Raw genomic sequence first — 15,850 nt, forward strand, 5'->3', positions numbered from 1 at the left:
TCTGAAGTGTAAATTACTTAAGAAATAGTGACCTTACCCAGAAAAAGTGGAGAGAAAGAAAAGAGTTTTTTTGGGTAAAATAAAATTTTGGAGGATTAGAAATGGTAAGAGAATATACAGCAGAATTCAAATTGGAAGCTGTTAAACTGGCAAATGAACAAAGAAAGGTAGGTCAACCAGTTGCAAAAGTAGCAAGAGATCTAGGAATAAGGGATAGTGTATTAGGAAAATGGATGAAGAAATATAACGAAAAAAAGTCAGCGGCAAATGCATTTCCAGATGTAGCACCTTATGACAAAAAGAGATTTGATTTACAGAAAGAGTTAGCAAAAGTAACAAGAGAAAGAGACATTTTAAAAAAAGCCCTGGCCAGTCAAAAAGAGTAAAATATTTTTTTATATAGTAACTGCTATAAAGTACAGGAATTATGTAGGATTTTCTGCTAGTGGCTACTATAAGTGGACCACAAGAAAAATAAGCAGTAGAGAATCAGCAAATAAAGAGCTACTCGAAGCTATTCAAAAAATATATCAAGTTTCTAAATGTAGATATGGAGCTCCTAAAATTCATGCTGAATTGAAGGCTTTGGGTAAAAGTTGCAATTTGAAAACGGTGCAAAGTATTATGCAGAAAAATGACATCAGGGCTATACTGAGAAGAAAGTTTAAAATTAAAAAACAACAAACAGATAATAGAGCTGTAGCTCCCAATATACTAGATCAAAACTTTATTGTTGATCAACCAAATAAAGTATGGGATTACTTACATCAAAACCAAGGAGGGATGGCTATATTTGGCAGCAATAATTCTCACGTATGGTAGTTAATGAGTAGTGCAATAAATAAACAATTGGTTATGAACTCTTTATTAATGGCCATTAATAGGCGTAAACCTGTTAAAAATCTACTATTACATAGTGATCAAGGTTCACAATATACTTTGCAAGGTTATCAATATCTCTTATCCATAAAAAACATAGATGAATCATAAAGGTTGTTGTTACGACAATTCTGTTGTGGAAAGCTTCTTCAGTTCTCTAAAAAGGGAGTTACCAATAGACACCTCTCGGCACTCTAAACAGCATATCAAAACTGCTATATTTGAATATATAGAAATTTTTTATAACAAACAACGTCACTATTAACTATTGCATTCCAGAACAATTTGATGCATCATTCTTTTTGTAAAAAACATTCCAAACTTTCTCTCCACTTTTTCTGGGTAAGGTCATATGTGTACATCCCCATCATGAATGCTATTTTCGGTAAAATCTCTTACAACGCTCAAAAGCAGAAAAACAAAAACTTGATTTTCTCAGCTAAATAGTGGACCATCAAAAGCACGCATAAATATCTACAATGAAAGAAAAAACTTTCACAATCATCGATGGCTATGGTTTTCTTTTCAGAGCTTACTATGTACTACCTCACTTAATTACCACAACAGGAATGCCAATAGGTGGTGTATATGGCTTTCTGAATATGGTTCTTAAGTACATTGCCCATTCGGACTACTTAACTATAGCACTTGATGCAGGGAAAAAGAATTTTAGGCACAATTTATATCCTGAGTACAAAGCGAACAGAGTAACGCCTCCTGAGGATCTAACTCCACAGTTCACCATACTGAGGGAAGCGGTAGAAGCTTTTAACCTCCGCTATGAAGAGATTGAAGGTTATGAAGCAGATGATATAATTGCAACACTAGCTGCAAAATACGCCAACCACCAAGACTTTAAAGTGGTAGTCGTTTCATCAGATAAAGACTTATTTCAACTCTTGAACCACAATATTTTAATATTCGACCCCATTAAAAATATATATATAGATGAAAAACGAGTAGTAGAAAAATTTGGTGTAAACTCACACAAGCTTCTTGATTTATTTTCTCTAACTGGTGATGCATCTGATAACATTCCAGGCGTTCCAGGAATAGGCCCAAAAACTGCCACTAAATTATTAGATGAATTTGATTCATTGAATAATATTATAGAGAACATTGATAACATCGAGCAAACGAGGATTCGTAATATTCTTACCGAACATAAGGAAAAAGCACTAATTTCAAGAGAACTTTTATCACTATGCGAAAAAGTAGACCTTCAACATGATATTGCAAAATATGAAGTCCATTCTCCAAACATGGAGAAATTGTTATCCTTTTTAAAGAAGTATGAATTCAATTCCTTGATAGGGAAAGTGGAAAAGCTTTTTTCCTATAATGGGTCTAGCACAAAAGAGAAAATAGAATATAGTAGTGAAGAGTTAGAGAAATTTTTGGAGCATTGTAGATATGAAGGCAGAATTGCAATTCATTGCCACTTTGAAGACAACTTATTAAATAAAATTTCCTTATCTTATAGCGAAAGTAATATTTTTTATATAGAGCAAGACAGCATACAAGATGCACTCATTATAATTAACTCAACTCTACTCTCAAATGGAGTGCTTAAAATAATACATAACATTAAAGAGATCAGGAAAATCTTCCCTGCAATAGAGAAGATGTTAGATTCAGTTGATGATTTGATGATAATGTCGTATAGCTTGGATACAGGAAAACATGATCACAGTATTCCAAACATAATTGCACATAATTTGAGTGGAGATGTAGAAATTTTCTCGGCAAAAACTTTAATAGCAATTCATGAAAAGCTAAAGCAAAGGTTATTTCAGGAAAAATTGTTCACAATTTACGAGCGCTTCGATAAGCCACTTATGAAAGTAATATTTGATATGGAGAAAAATGGGATATTACTGAACATACAAAAATTACAGGAGCTGTCCGATAAATTTCAGCAGGTAATTGCCGTGCTTGAAGATGAGATATATAATTTGGCAGGAGAAAGATTTAATATTGCTTCGCCAAAACAATTAAGTGATGTTTTGTTTAACAAAATGGGGCTTAATAAAAAGAAAAAGTCAAAAAAATCTGGATCGTATAGCACCAATTATGAAGTTCTAGAGGCACTCGAAGAAGAAGGGGTAGAAATCGCAAGTAAAATTCTAAATTGGCGACATTTAAGTAAATTAAAAGGCACCTACACTGATGCGCTAATAAAGCAAGTTGATTCCATTGATGGTAGAATACACACAAGCTTTTCAACGACTGCAACTGCAACTGGAAGGCTGAGCTCCAGCAATCCTAATTTACAGAATATTCCTATCAGAAGCGAAGAGGGAAATCTCATCAGACAAGCATTTATTGCGCCAAAAGGGCATAAGATAATTTCTGCTGACTATTCACAAATAGAGTTAAGACTCCTGGCACACGTTGCAAACGTTGCAGCATTTAAAGAAGCTTTTGCAAACGGACAAGATATTCATGAGATCACCGCTAGGCAAGTTTTTGGAGTGCAAGAAATAGATGAGCAATTAAGACGCAAAGCAAAATCCATCAATTTTGGAATTATATATGGCATTAGCCCATTTGGTCTTGCAAAGCGGCTTGGAATTACCATTGCGGAAGCTGCTGAATACATTAATTACTATTTTTCCTGTTACCCAGAAATAAAGGCCTATATGGAAAAAGCAGTGTCTATCGCAAGATTGCATGGTTATGTAGAAACTTTGTTTGGCAGGAGATGCTTTGTAAGAGACATAAACAATACAATTCCTTATATAAGACAATTTGCAGAAAGGGCAGCAATAAACGCACCACTGCAAGGAACCGCTGCTGATATAATAAAACGTGCGACAATTCAGCTTTTTGACCAATTGAAAGTAGGTAAAATAATCCTCCAGGTTCACGATGAACTACTGGTTGAAGTAGAGGACGAAAAGGTACAAGAAACAGCAAAACTTATGAAAGATATAATGGAAAATGCAATAGAAATTTCTGTACCACTTGAAGTAGAAATAAAAGTTGGCGACAACTGGGGTCTAAATTCCCTTAATTATGACTTAAACATCGTGAATTCTAGGAGTATAAATCATTTGAACTAATACGAAAAATATGTTAGAATAGAACATAGCAAATGCAAATAGGTCAGCCATGATAGGCCCACAAGTAAAAAGTTCAAAACCTCCAAAGTTACCTACTCAGGTAACTAACAAAGATGAGAAAGTTTTTAAATTTGAAAAAGAGAAACATCAGTTAATCTATCGTACTTTCCTAGATATTTTTAAAAATCCAGAAAAACTAGAAGAGCAAACGAAACAGGAAATAGAAAAGAAGGAACAGGAAATAGAAAAGAAGAAACAGGAAATAGAAAAGAAGAAACAGAAATTGAAAGAAAAACAAAAATTACAGAGTGATCTGAAGTCATTAAAGGAACGGTTACCTCGATTACAGGATGAAAATGAAAAGAAAATTTTTACTTTTGTATTTGAGAATAGTGGAAAGATATTCAACAATGTCAATCCAGAAGATATAAAATCACTCAGTGAAGAGAATTTTTCTCAGTTTTTACTTTCCGTATTTGAGAAAATTAGAGAGAAAAAATTAGCTAATGAGGAGAATCTCAAGAATGGTAAAATAAAAGAAGTAGTAGATGACTGTGTAGCTGATATACGCGGTACAGAAGCTAAAGATTCATCCATAAAGTTTGTATTGGAAATGCTGCTGCTGCTAATTGGAGGGATCAAAATAGACCCGAAAAATATTTCTGGCTCCTTTATGGATGGGATGAAAGAAAAAATACCATTCTTAGGTAAAGACAAGAAAGAAGAGGATGAACCACCACTTAGTGATGAAGAGATGGTAAAAACGTTCTTACGTAAATCTTTATTTCCTATTACTCTTTTTGCTTTTTCAGCATTAATATTTGGCACTGGCCCAATTGCATTAGCAATTAGTGGTGGTCTCCTTGTATGGACTGAAGTAAGTACAATCAAAAGTCTTTTTTCAAATAACAAAAAAGGTACTTTGTATGACCCTAGCTCACAAGATAAAGATGATACAGAAAAGAGAGCAAAATTGAATAAAAAAATTTGCGATGGTATCAATAAAATTTTAGGAACCCCAGTCGAGAAGGCTAAAGGGAGTGAGCAACCCATTTCTGTTTCTGAACAAATTTCCCAAGGAAAAGAAAAGAGTGAACAACAACCTGTTCCTGAGCAAATTTCCCAGGAAAACAACAGGGAAAACGAAGAAAGCAAACAGCAAGATCAACCTTGGACAAGAAAGGAAAACGAACGAAAGGAAGAAAACACAAGCAACAAACAAGCAGGGATTACCCAGGTTTGCCAAAAGTGAGTTGTGTAAGAGGTCTACTATTATTCTATAGCACATACAACAGGAGTATGGTCAGACGGATTTTCTAGCTTACGCAATCTATCATCTATGTAGCATGTTTCCAATTTATCTACAGCTTGTGGTGATAACAGCATATAATCTATGCGCATTCCTTGATTATTTCTGAGTGAATTGCCTTGATAATGCCACCAAGTGAATTGTTGCAAATTTGGGTGAGATATTCTAAACGCATCTTTAAACCCAAGATTCAAGATTGCTCTTAACTTCTCACGTTCTTTTATATGAAAGCACACTTGGCCATTCAATAAATTTGAATCAAAAACATCAATTTCATCCGGTGCAATATTATAATCGCCAGCTATAATAGTTAACTCTTCATTCTTTAACAAAGTGCTCATCCTTTCATATAGATTATCAAAAAACTTGAGTTTATATTCAAATGCTTGAGAGTCCGGGCTTTGACCGTTTGGAACGTATACACTTCCCACCCTTACCTTCTGATTATTGTGCTTTATTATGCACTCTATATAACGCGCTTCTTGATAACCTTCTACAATGTCAATTTTAAACTTTTCCAGTATTGGATATTTAGATAAAACACAAACGCCATTTCTTGCAACTTGTCCATAGATAGCATATTCATATCCTAACTTTTCTATCTCCGCATAAGGAAATTGCTCTTCCGTACATTTTATCTCTTGCAGCAAAACTATATCTATCTGACTATCAACTATAAAACTACAAAGTTGGTTAACTCTTTTACGTATGGAGTTTACATTCCAAGTTGCAATCTTTAGCATCAGCAATCCTTATTAATTATATCAATTAAACTCTCCCCAGTAGGCAACCTCGATGTTATAATTTTTTTCCACTTGATTAACTTTAAACTATCAGCAATGTTTTTACTCATGGTATATGCAACTGTATTATTCATCACATGAGATAGCCCACTTTTTAGAACTAATGAACAAAATACCCTTGCTGTCTGTGAGGAAAAAAAAGCAACACTACCAATTTTACCATCCAACAGTAAATTTTTACACCTATTAGTTAGACTCCTTTTAATGATTGTTTTATAGAGTACAACTTCTCTTACGTTAAAATCTTCTTCAGATAATCTCTTTTTTAGGTCACATGATACTTCTTGTCCTCTTATATATAAGAACTTTATTGCACTTGAATAGTGAGCTTTTATGAATGATATCAGACCATCAACGTTGCTGTCTGCTGAGATTATATCAGAAAATCCCAAATTTTTTGCAGCCTGCATGGTTGAATTACCAACTGTAATAATCGGAAAGTCATCCTCTTTGCATATTTGACTAAAAGCCTTTACACTGTTTTTACTTGTAGATATCACAACGTCAAATTCGTACGCAGATATATCAGGATTTAAGTACTTTATTGTGAATACTGGTTCTATATAAACTTTGTATCCATACTTTCTCAATATATTTCTTGTATTGAACGAATCCAATAAAGGCCTCGTTAATAAAATAGACTTCATTCTGATTTATTTTACTACCAGTAAAATAGTACCCTTTATACACAAATTACTGAATAAAAACTTTTATTTTGATAGCTTGAGCAATTATTCAAGTAATTGATGTGGAAGTAGGAGTACTAAGCGCTCCTACCCCAATAAGCCCACAATTTCTGCTTACACTTTTTTGACGCTAATTACATCGAACTCTTTTGAATGGCTCTCTTCAGTGGAATTATATAGCTAATATTCCTGTATAAGTTAATACTTAAGCTGCTTTTGCAGTTAGGGAGTGGTCATCAGTAGGTTTTTTTGCCTGTGGTTCGCTAATCCTAGTCCGAACGATATTAGTTGCCATAAAGGCACAGCCTAGAATAAAAAAGGCAGTGGAAACAAAAGGAATGATAGGAGATTCAAAGGGCAATATAGGTGTAATTCCTCCTATTAAAAACAAAACGTTAGATGTAATATCAAGACAGATCTTCGTTAGTTTTTCTTGTCCAGGAGTGTTTTCTACACCAAGCTGCTTATTAAGATCACGCTGCCTAAAATGATCAGCTAATGACCATATGTTTAAGGTAGATGAAAGTACACTTAATATAGTGCAGGCAATACTAAAATACAGACTTAAGACAGGAATATTCAAGACCAATGCCGCTGTGTATCCAATGAAAGAGATAGTAGATAGTGTAGTAACTAAGCGTTTCGAGTAAGTTCGTACCTTCTTTCTGCAGGCTAACTTATTTTTTTCACTATACATAGCATGAATATTACCTAATATGTTATATTATAACATTAATTAATTCAATAAGCAATATGGAAGCTAAGAGTGCCCGAGAGAAGACTTGAACTTCCACAACTTAAAAAGTTACTAGCACCTGAAGCTAGCGCGTCTACCAATTCCGCCACCCGGGCTTTTTATAGTTTACTATGTTAAAGTTAAATAATATACTTAAACAATTTTTAGTTCAAAGGTAATGCCAAATCTAGATCAAATATTTTTTGCTCAAAACAATGTTAATATTAATAACGTATATAAAATAGTCAATAACGCTTTGAGCAATAGCGATGGTGGTGAGCTGTTTCTAGAATTTTGCCAGTCGGAGTCCCTGGTTTTTGAGGATAACATATTAAAACACATGGACTTGAATACTAGAAGGGGATTTGGTTTAAGGTCTTTTTGTGAAGATAGTACATCTTTCGTTTGTTCTTCTGAGATCAGCGAAAAAGAAATTAGTAATGCTGCTTCTATGGTAAAAAGCTCAGTGTCTTTAAACAAGACAAATTCAATAAATTTAAACGAAGAGACAAAAAGCCTATATTCGAGGATTAACCCTATAAATGAAATGGATCTGAATTCAAAGATTAAGCTACTCAATGAGGTTAATGAGTATGTAAGGTCCAAAAATAACTGCGTGAAGCAAGTAAAAATAACTCTAAGTGGAGAATGGCAAGTTGTACAAATAATAAAGGGTAATCACAGATTAAGCGATATCAGGCCTCTGGTACGTTTTAATGTGCTAGTCATTGTAGAAAAAGATGGCCGTACCGAAAGAGGTTCTGCAGGGCATGGTGGAAGGGACTCTTATAGTAAGTTTATTTCTGAGAAAAAGTGGAAAGAAGTTGCAAACCAAGCGTTAGAACAAGCACTGGTAAATCTTGAAGCAATTCCAACTCCAGCCGGAGAAATGACAGTCGTTTTAGGTCCAGGCTGGCCAGGAATATTGTTACACGAAGCCGTGGGTCATGGACTTGAGGGCGACTTCAATCGCAAAAAAGTCTCAGCATTTTCAAATTCTGTGGGTAAACAAGTAGCAGCTAGTGACATCACAGTAGTTGATGACGGAACTCTGCCCAATTTGCGCGGCTCTATCAGCGTAGACGATGAAGGCACTCCACCCAGTTATAATATATTGATAGAGGATGGGATCCTAAAAGGATACATGCAGGATCATATGAACGCTAAACTCATGGGTGTAAGCCCAACTGGTAATGGTAGAAGAGAAAGTTATAAAGAAGTTATTATGCCGCGCATGACAAACACCTATATGTTGCCCGGAAAGTATACACCGAAGGAAATAATATCTAGCGTAAAGAAAGGTCTATATGCAGTAAATTTCGGTGGTGGGCAGGTTGATATAACGTCAGGAAAATTTGTTTTTTCATCTTCGGAAGCTTACCTAATAGAAAATGGCAAAATTACACAGCCAGTAAAAGGAGCAACACTAATTGGTGACGGTCCAACAGTGTTGAAAAAAGTATCTATGGTTGGTAATGACTTAAAGTTAGATCCTGGTGTTGGCACATGCTCGAAAGATGGACAAAATGTGCCCGTTGGAGTTGGTCAGCCGACACTCAAAGTCGACGCAATAACTGTTGGTGGAACTGAGATATAGATAAGGGCTAAAACGGATTCCAGCGCACGGCGCACAGCTGTACAAACATTATGATTTGGAAGCAATTGCCACCAATAGGGTGTCATCCCAGTGTCTGGGCACTGCCTTTGTGTTTGAGGCAAAACTGGCTATAACATTTAACACACTGCTTTCGCAAATAAATGTTCGTACAGTTATGTGTCAGCTACTTGGATGACACTTTTGTACTTGATGCAAGATTATATCTTGAAAAAATTAAGTTTTAATGCTATAAAATAATTGTAAATTTTGTCTCCGTGGTAGCTTTATGAATGTTGAAAGTAAAAAAATACACGATGCTAAAATAAAATTACCAATATTTCTTGATTATCAATCTACTACTAAAGTAGATCCCCGTGTTTTAGAGGTGATGATACCTTACTTTGGTGAGTTCAGCAATGCACACTCTCGCAGCCATTCATTTGGTTGGACTGCTGAAGAAGCAGTGGAAAAAGCAAGGAAACACATCGCTGATCTGGTGAACGCAGATAGCAAAGAAATTATCTTTACCTCAGGTGCAACTGAGTCAAATAATACAGCAATCAAGGGCGTTGCTCACTTTTATAAAAATAAAGGAAATCATATAATCACTGTCTGCACGGAGCATAAGTGTGTTCTGGATTCTTGTCGGCATCTGGAAAATGAAGGCTTTAAAGTTACATATTTGCCTGTTAAGCAAAACGGAATTATAGATTTATCAAAGCTTGAGGAAGCAATTACTGATCAAACAATCCTGGTTTCAGTGATGATGGTAAATAATGAAATCGGAGTAATTCAGCCTGTCAAAGAAATTGGTGTAATATGTAGAAAGCATAATATATTTTTCCACACAGATGCAGCTCAAAGCTTTGGAAAAGTTCCAATTGATGTTAATGAGATGTGCATTGATCTTATGAGTCTCTCTAGCCACAAAATTTATGGACCTATGGGAATAGGCGCATTATATGTACGTAGAAAGAATCCTCGTGTTAGGCTGATACCACTAATTAGTGGTGGTGGACAGGAAAGAGGCATGCGTTCTGGAACAGTTCCAACACCTCTTGCAGTTGGTTTTGGTGAAGCGGCACGTATTGCTAGAGAAGAAATGAAAAAAGAAACAACTAGAGTGGAAGAATTAAGGGATATTTTGTATAACAAGATAAAAGAAGCGTTTCCTGATATCGTTTTAAATGGTGATTATGAAAATAGAATTCCTGGCAACCTAAACTTGAGCTTTCCTTATGTTGAGGGTGAGTCTCTCATCATGGCAATCAAGGATTTAGCAGTAAGTTCTGGTTCTGCGTGCACGTCTGCGTCTCTTGAGCCTTCCTATGTCGTACGGTCGCTAAATAATGGCCATGACCTTGAGCATTCATCAATTAGATTTGGCCTAGGCCGATTTACAACTAAAGAAGAAGTTTTGTATGCAGCAGATCTTGTTGCTAAAAATGTTGGCCGACTGAGAGAAATGAGCCCACTTTGGGAGATGGTACAAGAAGGAGTAGATTTGAACACCGTGAAATGGGACTCTCATTAAATGTATCCGTTCCAACTGCAAATGCACTTTGAAATTACTCTGTACCGTTCACACTTAATTCTTCAATCTCACTAATAGAAAGGCCAGTAAACTTGACAATAGTGTTGACATCAACATTATTAGCCAGCATTGCTTTTGCGACTTCAATTTTCCCTTCCTCTTTACCGATTTTGATGCCTCTTTCTTCGCCAATTTGGATGCCTTTTTCAGTAGCAAGGTCAAGTCTGTATTCAAGAATGGCTTCTTCTTTGCGTAGATCCATTATTCTTTCTTCATAAGCTACTAAATCTTTTTCATTCCAGCTAAACCTGTCTAATTCATCGTAGGCTAACTTTATTATTGGTGCTTTTTCTGCTATTTTCCTTAAGTCTTCTTCCGTAGTTTCATCTGCATATTTGAAGAAAAATAACCAACGATCCACTATGCTTTCTAGCTGTTCTTCCTTATTCTTAGGAAATTTAGGTAGTTCAATAAATACAAATTGAAAATCTTTTAAGTCATGCTCATTGGTTTTCTCATCTCTTATAGTGTGGCTGGATATATAATCAAGCTTATCAGGAAATAAATTACAATTAGAGATAGCAATAAAGAAAACCTTCTTTAAATCAATGTACTTACCAGATTTATCAGCTTGCCTTGAGTAAGCCTTAGCAGCATATAATTGAGCTCGTTTTTCGAAGCCTTTATCGCGAGTAAGCTGCATTTCAATCACATACCTGGCCCCACTAGAATCCCTGCAAAGAACATCAACTATACTTTGTTTATCAGATGCAATTTCAGGATCCATTATAGTACTGAGGAATTCCACTTCTTGTATAGTATTTATCTCGGTAAACCCTAAAATATCATTCAAAAAATGTATGAGAATATTCTTATTTTTTTCAGTGCCAAATATTTTTTTGAAGGTCAAATCCAGCTTAGGGTCGAGAAACTTAGATAAAGCCATAGCCAAAGTGCTTAAAAATATTAATAATTATACACTATTATTAACAATTATTCAACCATATTTTTGAAGATAGCTATGCCGCCGCGGCGCTAACAGGTAGCGGAATGACGAATTACTTAACCGTCATACCGCGATTCATTCGCGGTATCTCGGCATAGATTCCGCTAACTAGTAGCGGAATGACGATTGTGTATCGTGCTTTGCTAAAAAAAAAATCACAGAATGCAGTCTGGTTACATTACTCTAGCTATACGCAACAACTTTACTTTCAACAACTTTATTAGCAATAATACGACTTTCATAATCAATATTTATTATATCAGATAGTGAATTAATATCAGTATAACTACCAAAACTTTCCATTGTTGATTCCACTACCTCTACTATTTTTAAAAAGCCGATTCGTGACTTCAAAAATTCATTAACAGCTATTTCATTTGCAGCATTGAGCACAATACTGTTTGTTTGTGGAGCAGAAGAGTTTAACACTGCCATGCTAAGCTTTAGCGCAGGAAAACGCTTATGGTCTGGTTCTTGAAAGGTCAATTTTCCTTGCTTTGTTAAATCTAATTTACGATTTAAAGCTGATCTTTCCGGCCAAGACAAAGCATATGAAATGGGAATTGCCATGTCAGTTTCTGCAAGCACAGCAAAGTTGAACCCATCCTTATAAGTTACAATTCCATGTACTATTGACTCAGGATGCACTACTGCTTCAATTTTATCCGGGCTGATGTTAAACAAGTTATGTGCTTCTATTATCTCTAGTGCCTTATTCATCATTGTTGCGCTATCAACCGAGATTTTCTTTCCCATATTCCAAGTGGGGTGACTAAGCGCCTTATCTACCATAACATTTTTTAATTGCTCAAGGCTATAATTTAAGAATGGTCCACCAGAAGCAGTAAGTATGATCTTTTCTACGCATTTGTCGTCATTTTGCAAAATTTGAAAAATTGCATTGTGCTCAGAGTCAATAGGGATTATTTGTACATTTTTTTCTTTAGCTTTTTTGAGTAATAACTTTCCACCACAAACAATGCTTTCTTTGTTTGCCAATGCAATGACTTTGGTACCGCTTTCTATAACTTCCATAACTGGCCCAAGGCCTGCAATGCCAACTATTGCAACAACTGAGAGATCAACAGGTATGGTAGCAATATTTGTAGTACCAATTGCTATTTTTACATCTGTACCAAGTAGATTTTCTTTTAAATCTTTGTAAAACCTTTCATCGGAGATAGCAACGTATTTTGCATTCAGCAGTTTTGCTTGGTGTGCCAGTAGAGCAAAGTTCGAATGGGCACTTAGTGCTTCCACTTGGTATTCTTCTCTTCTCTTTGAGAGCAAATCTACAGTCTTTTGTCCAATGCTTCCTGTTGACCCTAAAACTGAAACCTTTTTCACTAAGACAAACTCATAACAACAGCAACTTTTCTTATTAGGCCTTCTTCCAACTATTCAATAGTTTTTAAGCGTTTAACCAAGTTCATGCCCGTGGTCATCGCCAACAGATGGTGAAGGACCAGGTGAAAAAGATTGACCATGGTGATCACCTGCATCATGCATGTCTTGCAAACCATCAGCATTATGAGCTATCTCGTTATTGGCATGAGGGTAATCATCTGAGTGATGTCCCTCATCACCATGAGCCATATCCATTCCTTCTGATGGCATATCTTCCCCACCTCCACCTGAAAAATATTCTGCAAGGCCTTCAAGAAGTTTTATGCCAAACATATTACCTGACTTTCCAAACAATGTTACTAGACTACTGCCACTCACCAAACCTTCAAACACGTTACTATAAGCAGCAATTGCTCCTTCATGAAAGTTGAACAACCATTTCATTCCATCGACAACTGTTGAAACAGAGTCACTATGACCAAGACCAAAACCACTTTTCTCACCAGCAGCCTCTTGGTGTTGCTGCTGCGCTTGCCATTCTGCAATATTTGGACCTTGAGCTTCACTCATAAATTTTTACTCTCAACCTTAAGCTATTATTTTATCACAAATATTGCAAAATATCAATAGAGCTTTTGAATATAGCTAATACAAACAATTTCTGTCATCCTATATATAGCTAAACTGACTTACGACAATTTGAAAAACGACAAATTCGTCATTCCGCTACTAGTTAGCGGAATCTATGCCGAGATACCGCGAATGAATCGCGGTATGACGTGTTAGCTATAGGATCCAGTTTGAAAAAAATCTGAATTCCAATGTCCACTACCTTTTACAAAGTTAAAACTTAAAAATATGACTGTTAGCAATAGTGTATATATCTTTAGCTATATATAACGAATGAATTTTTTTATATATTCGTTATTAGTATTTTGTATTCCCTGAACAGTTCCATGGGAAATGATCTCCCCTTCATATAATACTGCTATTTTATCAGCTATTTTAAATACGCTATGAATATCATGTGTAATCGTGATAATTGTAGGGTTAAAGTCTTTAGATAATTTTATTATTATCTCGTTTACTATATCTGACATAATTGGGTCCAATCCTGAAGTTGGTTCATCCAAAATAATGATTTCTGGGTTGTGTGCAATCGCCCTTGCAAGTGCCACTCTTTTTTTCATTCCACCTGACAACTCTATTGGAAACATATCTGCTATGCTTTCCTCCAGTCCAACATCATTTAACTTCTCGATTGCTAGCTGTTTTGCCTCTTTTTTGCTGATATTAAAGCGCTTTTTATAATTAAAAGATATATTTTCCCACACTGTAACGTAGTCAAATAAAGCGGAATTTTGAAATAAAACCCCAAATTTATTTTTGCTTTTACTATTTATTTTAACAGACCCTGAGTCTGGAGCAAGCAAGCCGATAATTGTTTTTGTTAATACAGATTTGCCGCTTCCTGAGCCACCAAGTATGACTAATGATTCCCCTTTTAATATATCAAAATTTAGATCTTTTAGTACTGTCCTATCATCAAAAGATAAGCTTAAGTTCAATATTGATATTATGGGGTTACGCATGTATCAAAGTAATCATGTAGTTTGCTAAAATGATCAGTATGGACGATAAAACAACAGTTGATGTTGTAGCAACACCTACTCCTCGTGCACCTTCTTTGCAATGGTAACCGTAATAGCAGCTTGAGACAGAAATTATGGCGCCAAATACAGTTGCTTTTATTAGCCCAGTTATAAAATCATACGTATTAAAGAACTGAGCTGTGTGTTTAATGTATATATTTAAATTGTGGTTAAATTCGAAGACTGCAGTGATACATCCTCCAAATATTCCTATTAAATCTGCACATACTGTAAGTATGGGAAATACTATGATTGACGCTAAAATCCTTGGTGCAATTAAATATTTAAAAGGGTTGATGTTCAAGGTTGTAAGTGCATCTATTTGCTCGGTGATGCGCATTGTACCAATTTCTGCTGCAACTGATGATCCAACCTTTCCTACCATTATTAAGCTGATCAAAACTGGTCCTAACTCTTTAATGATAGTGATCGTAACAAGTTTGGGTATTATCTGTTCTTGGTTAATTAATGGGTCACTCAAGCTACTTTGTAAAACTATTGCCGCTCCTATAAAAACTCCAGTGAGCCCAACAATTGGCAGAGAGAAAAAGCCTATCTCTATAATTTGTCTTGCTACGTTGCTAAAATAATATGGCGGCACAAGGCAGTGGTATAGAGATTGAATAAAAAATATGAATGCACTACCAAGCCTTAACAAAAAATTGATAAAGTACCTACCAATTATTCTAACACTATTTATATCAAAAAAGCTCACTTTGTATTCATTTTAGCTAGAGTTACTGATTTTATTAAAATTTTTATTAACTTTATCGCAAAGTATAGCTGAGATATGTTTTAAGTTCAATATACTTGATGTTTTAATTTAAAGCTTAACCCAAGAAAGGTTTCCCTACGTCATACCGCAATTCATTCGCGGTATAGATTCCGCTAACGAGTAGCGGAATGACGGTTTTTCAAATTGTAGAGCCACTTTAGCTATAGAACTCAATTACATAAGCAAACCTTACTTATTTTACTATCCCTGTTTACTTCCTGTAAAAAACATGTTACTAATGTATTGTATTTTGTAGTAGAATGGAGGAAATTTTGGCAGTTCCAAAAAGAAAAAAGTCAAAGTCAAGGCGTAATATGCATCGTTCTCATCATGCTATTGAGCCTAAGAATATTGTGGTGTGTTCAACAACTGGGGAATTCATGTTGCCTCATAACGTAGCAGTTGATGGCAGTTACAAAGGAAAACGGGTTTTCATCAAGCAACAGGCGGAGTGACTATTA

The 15,850-nt window shown here is 35.3% G+C and carries 17 protein-coding genes and 1 tRNA gene; 9 read left to right on the forward strand and 9 right to left on the reverse strand.

Annotated elements, in window-relative coordinates; genetic code table 11:
- Window positions 1–101 precede the first annotated feature (101 nt).
- The 6 genes from ABWU72_RS01005 (at window position 102) to ABWU72_RS01030 (ending at window position 5,196) form a co-directional block, all read left to right on the forward strand.
- Window positions 102–386 (forward strand): transposase, encoded by a 285-nt coding sequence (locus tag ABWU72_RS01005; RefSeq protein ID WP_265031984.1) that lies wholly within the window; start codon window positions 102–104, stop codon window positions 384–386.
- Between the two features lie 88 nt (window positions 387–474).
- Window positions 475–822: an IS3 family transposase gene (locus ABWU72_RS01010; RefSeq protein ID WP_082246251.1), complete on the forward strand. Its 348-nt coding sequence runs from the start codon at window positions 475–477 to the stop codon at window positions 820–822.
- Window positions 823–825: 3 nt separating this feature from the next.
- Window positions 826–990 (forward strand): hypothetical protein, encoded by a 165-nt coding sequence (locus tag ABWU72_RS01015; protein ID WP_153296803.1) that lies wholly within the window; start codon window positions 826–828, stop codon window positions 988–990.
- Window positions 980–1,144, forward strand: coding sequence for an IS3 family transposase (locus tag ABWU72_RS01020; RefSeq protein ID WP_151807939.1), 165 nt, complete (start codon window positions 980–982; stop codon window positions 1,142–1,144). Before ABWU72_RS01015 ends, ABWU72_RS01020 begins: the two co-directional genes overlap by 11 nt.
- 214 nt (window positions 1,145–1,358) lie before the next feature.
- Complete coding sequence (gene polA / locus ABWU72_RS01025; protein WP_353283799.1) at window positions 1,359–3,944, forward strand: DNA polymerase I; 2,586 nt, start codon at window positions 1,359–1,361, stop codon at window positions 3,942–3,944.
- 49 nt (window positions 3,945–3,993) lie between these two features.
- Complete coding sequence (locus ABWU72_RS01030; protein WP_353283800.1) at window positions 3,994–5,196, forward strand: hypothetical protein; 1,203 nt, start codon at window positions 3,994–3,996, stop codon at window positions 5,194–5,196.
- A 20-nt stretch (window positions 5,197–5,216) separates the two neighbouring features.
- Here the strand turns inward: ABWU72_RS01030 and ABWU72_RS01035 are convergent, their stop codons facing one another.
- The 4 genes from ABWU72_RS01035 to ABWU72_RS01050 all read right to left on the reverse strand — a co-directional run bounded on the left by ABWU72_RS01035 (window position 5,217) and on the right by ABWU72_RS01050 (window position 7,594).
- The gene (locus ABWU72_RS01035; RefSeq protein ID WP_151807813.1) at window positions 5,217–5,996 is read right to left on the reverse strand and encodes an exodeoxyribonuclease III; all 780 of its coding nucleotides are present in this window, start codon (window positions 5,994–5,996) and stop codon (window positions 5,217–5,219) included.
- The gene (locus ABWU72_RS01040) at window positions 5,996–6,703 is read right to left on the reverse strand and encodes a uroporphyrinogen-III synthase (protein WP_155968957.1); all 708 of its coding nucleotides are present in this window, start codon (window positions 6,701–6,703) and stop codon (window positions 5,996–5,998) included. Before ABWU72_RS01040 ends, ABWU72_RS01035 begins: the two co-directional genes overlap by 1 nt.
- A gap of 244 nt (window positions 6,704–6,947) precedes the next feature.
- Window positions 6,948–7,439, reverse strand: coding sequence for a hypothetical protein (locus tag ABWU72_RS01045; protein ID WP_155969024.1), 492 nt, complete (start codon window positions 7,437–7,439; stop codon window positions 6,948–6,950).
- A 70-nt stretch (window positions 7,440–7,509) separates the two neighbouring features.
- A tRNA-Leu gene (locus tag ABWU72_RS01050) sits at window positions 7,510–7,594 on the reverse strand.
- 62 nt (window positions 7,595–7,656) lie between these two features.
- Here ABWU72_RS01050 and tldD point away from each other — a divergent pair.
- Window positions 7,657–9,075, forward strand: coding sequence for a metalloprotease TldD (tldD, locus tag ABWU72_RS01055; protein ID WP_353283801.1), 1,419 nt, complete (start codon window positions 7,657–7,659; stop codon window positions 9,073–9,075).
- A 286-nt stretch (window positions 9,076–9,361) separates the two neighbouring features.
- Window positions 9,362–10,609, forward strand: coding sequence for an IscS subfamily cysteine desulfurase (locus tag ABWU72_RS01060; RefSeq protein WP_151807811.1), 1,248 nt, complete (start codon window positions 9,362–9,364; stop codon window positions 10,607–10,609).
- Between the two features lie 34 nt (window positions 10,610–10,643).
- On the opposite strand, the gene ABWU72_RS01065 is transcribed toward ABWU72_RS01060, so the two are convergent.
- The 5 genes from ABWU72_RS01065 to ABWU72_RS01085 form a co-directional block, all read right to left on the reverse strand.
- Window positions 10,644–11,555, reverse strand: coding sequence for an Rpn family recombination-promoting nuclease/putative transposase (locus ABWU72_RS01065; protein ID WP_155969034.1), 912 nt, complete (start codon window positions 11,553–11,555; stop codon window positions 10,644–10,646).
- Between the two features lie 243 nt (window positions 11,556–11,798).
- On the reverse strand, window positions 11,799–12,962 hold the full coding sequence (gene dxr / locus ABWU72_RS01070; RefSeq protein WP_353283802.1) for a 1-deoxy-D-xylulose-5-phosphate reductoisomerase: 1,164 nt from the start codon (window positions 12,960–12,962) through the stop codon (window positions 11,799–11,801).
- Window positions 12,963–13,034: 72 nt separating this feature from the next.
- On the reverse strand, window positions 13,035–13,532 hold the full coding sequence (locus ABWU72_RS01075) for a hypothetical protein (protein ID WP_155969038.1): 498 nt from the start codon (window positions 13,530–13,532) through the stop codon (window positions 13,035–13,037).
- Between the two features lie 320 nt (window positions 13,533–13,852).
- Window positions 13,853–14,554 (reverse strand): ABC transporter ATP-binding protein, encoded by a 702-nt coding sequence (locus tag ABWU72_RS01080; RefSeq protein ID WP_353283803.1) that lies wholly within the window; start codon window positions 14,552–14,554, stop codon window positions 13,853–13,855.
- Window positions 14,547–15,329 carry an MlaE family ABC transporter permease gene (locus tag ABWU72_RS01085; protein ID WP_006280452.1) on the reverse strand — a complete coding sequence of 261 codons (783 nt, stop codon included), beginning with the start codon at window positions 15,327–15,329 and terminating at the stop codon, window positions 14,547–14,549. The genes ABWU72_RS01080 and ABWU72_RS01085 overlap by 8 nt, the downstream gene beginning before the upstream one ends.
- Window positions 15,330–15,661: 332 nt before the next feature.
- Here ABWU72_RS01085 and rpmF point away from each other — a divergent pair, with 332 nt between their 5' ends.
- A complete protein-coding gene (gene rpmF, locus ABWU72_RS01090) occupies window positions 15,662–15,844 on the forward strand; it encodes a 50S ribosomal protein L32 (RefSeq protein ID WP_041573607.1) in 183 nt (60 codons plus the stop codon).
- Window positions 15,845–15,850: the final 6 nt, after the last annotated feature.

The sequence above is a fragment of the Wolbachia endosymbiont (group A) of Lypha dubia genome (assembly GCF_964028575.1).
Taxonomy (GTDB): domain Bacteria; phylum Pseudomonadota; class Alphaproteobacteria; order Rickettsiales; family Anaplasmataceae; genus Wolbachia; species Wolbachia pipientis.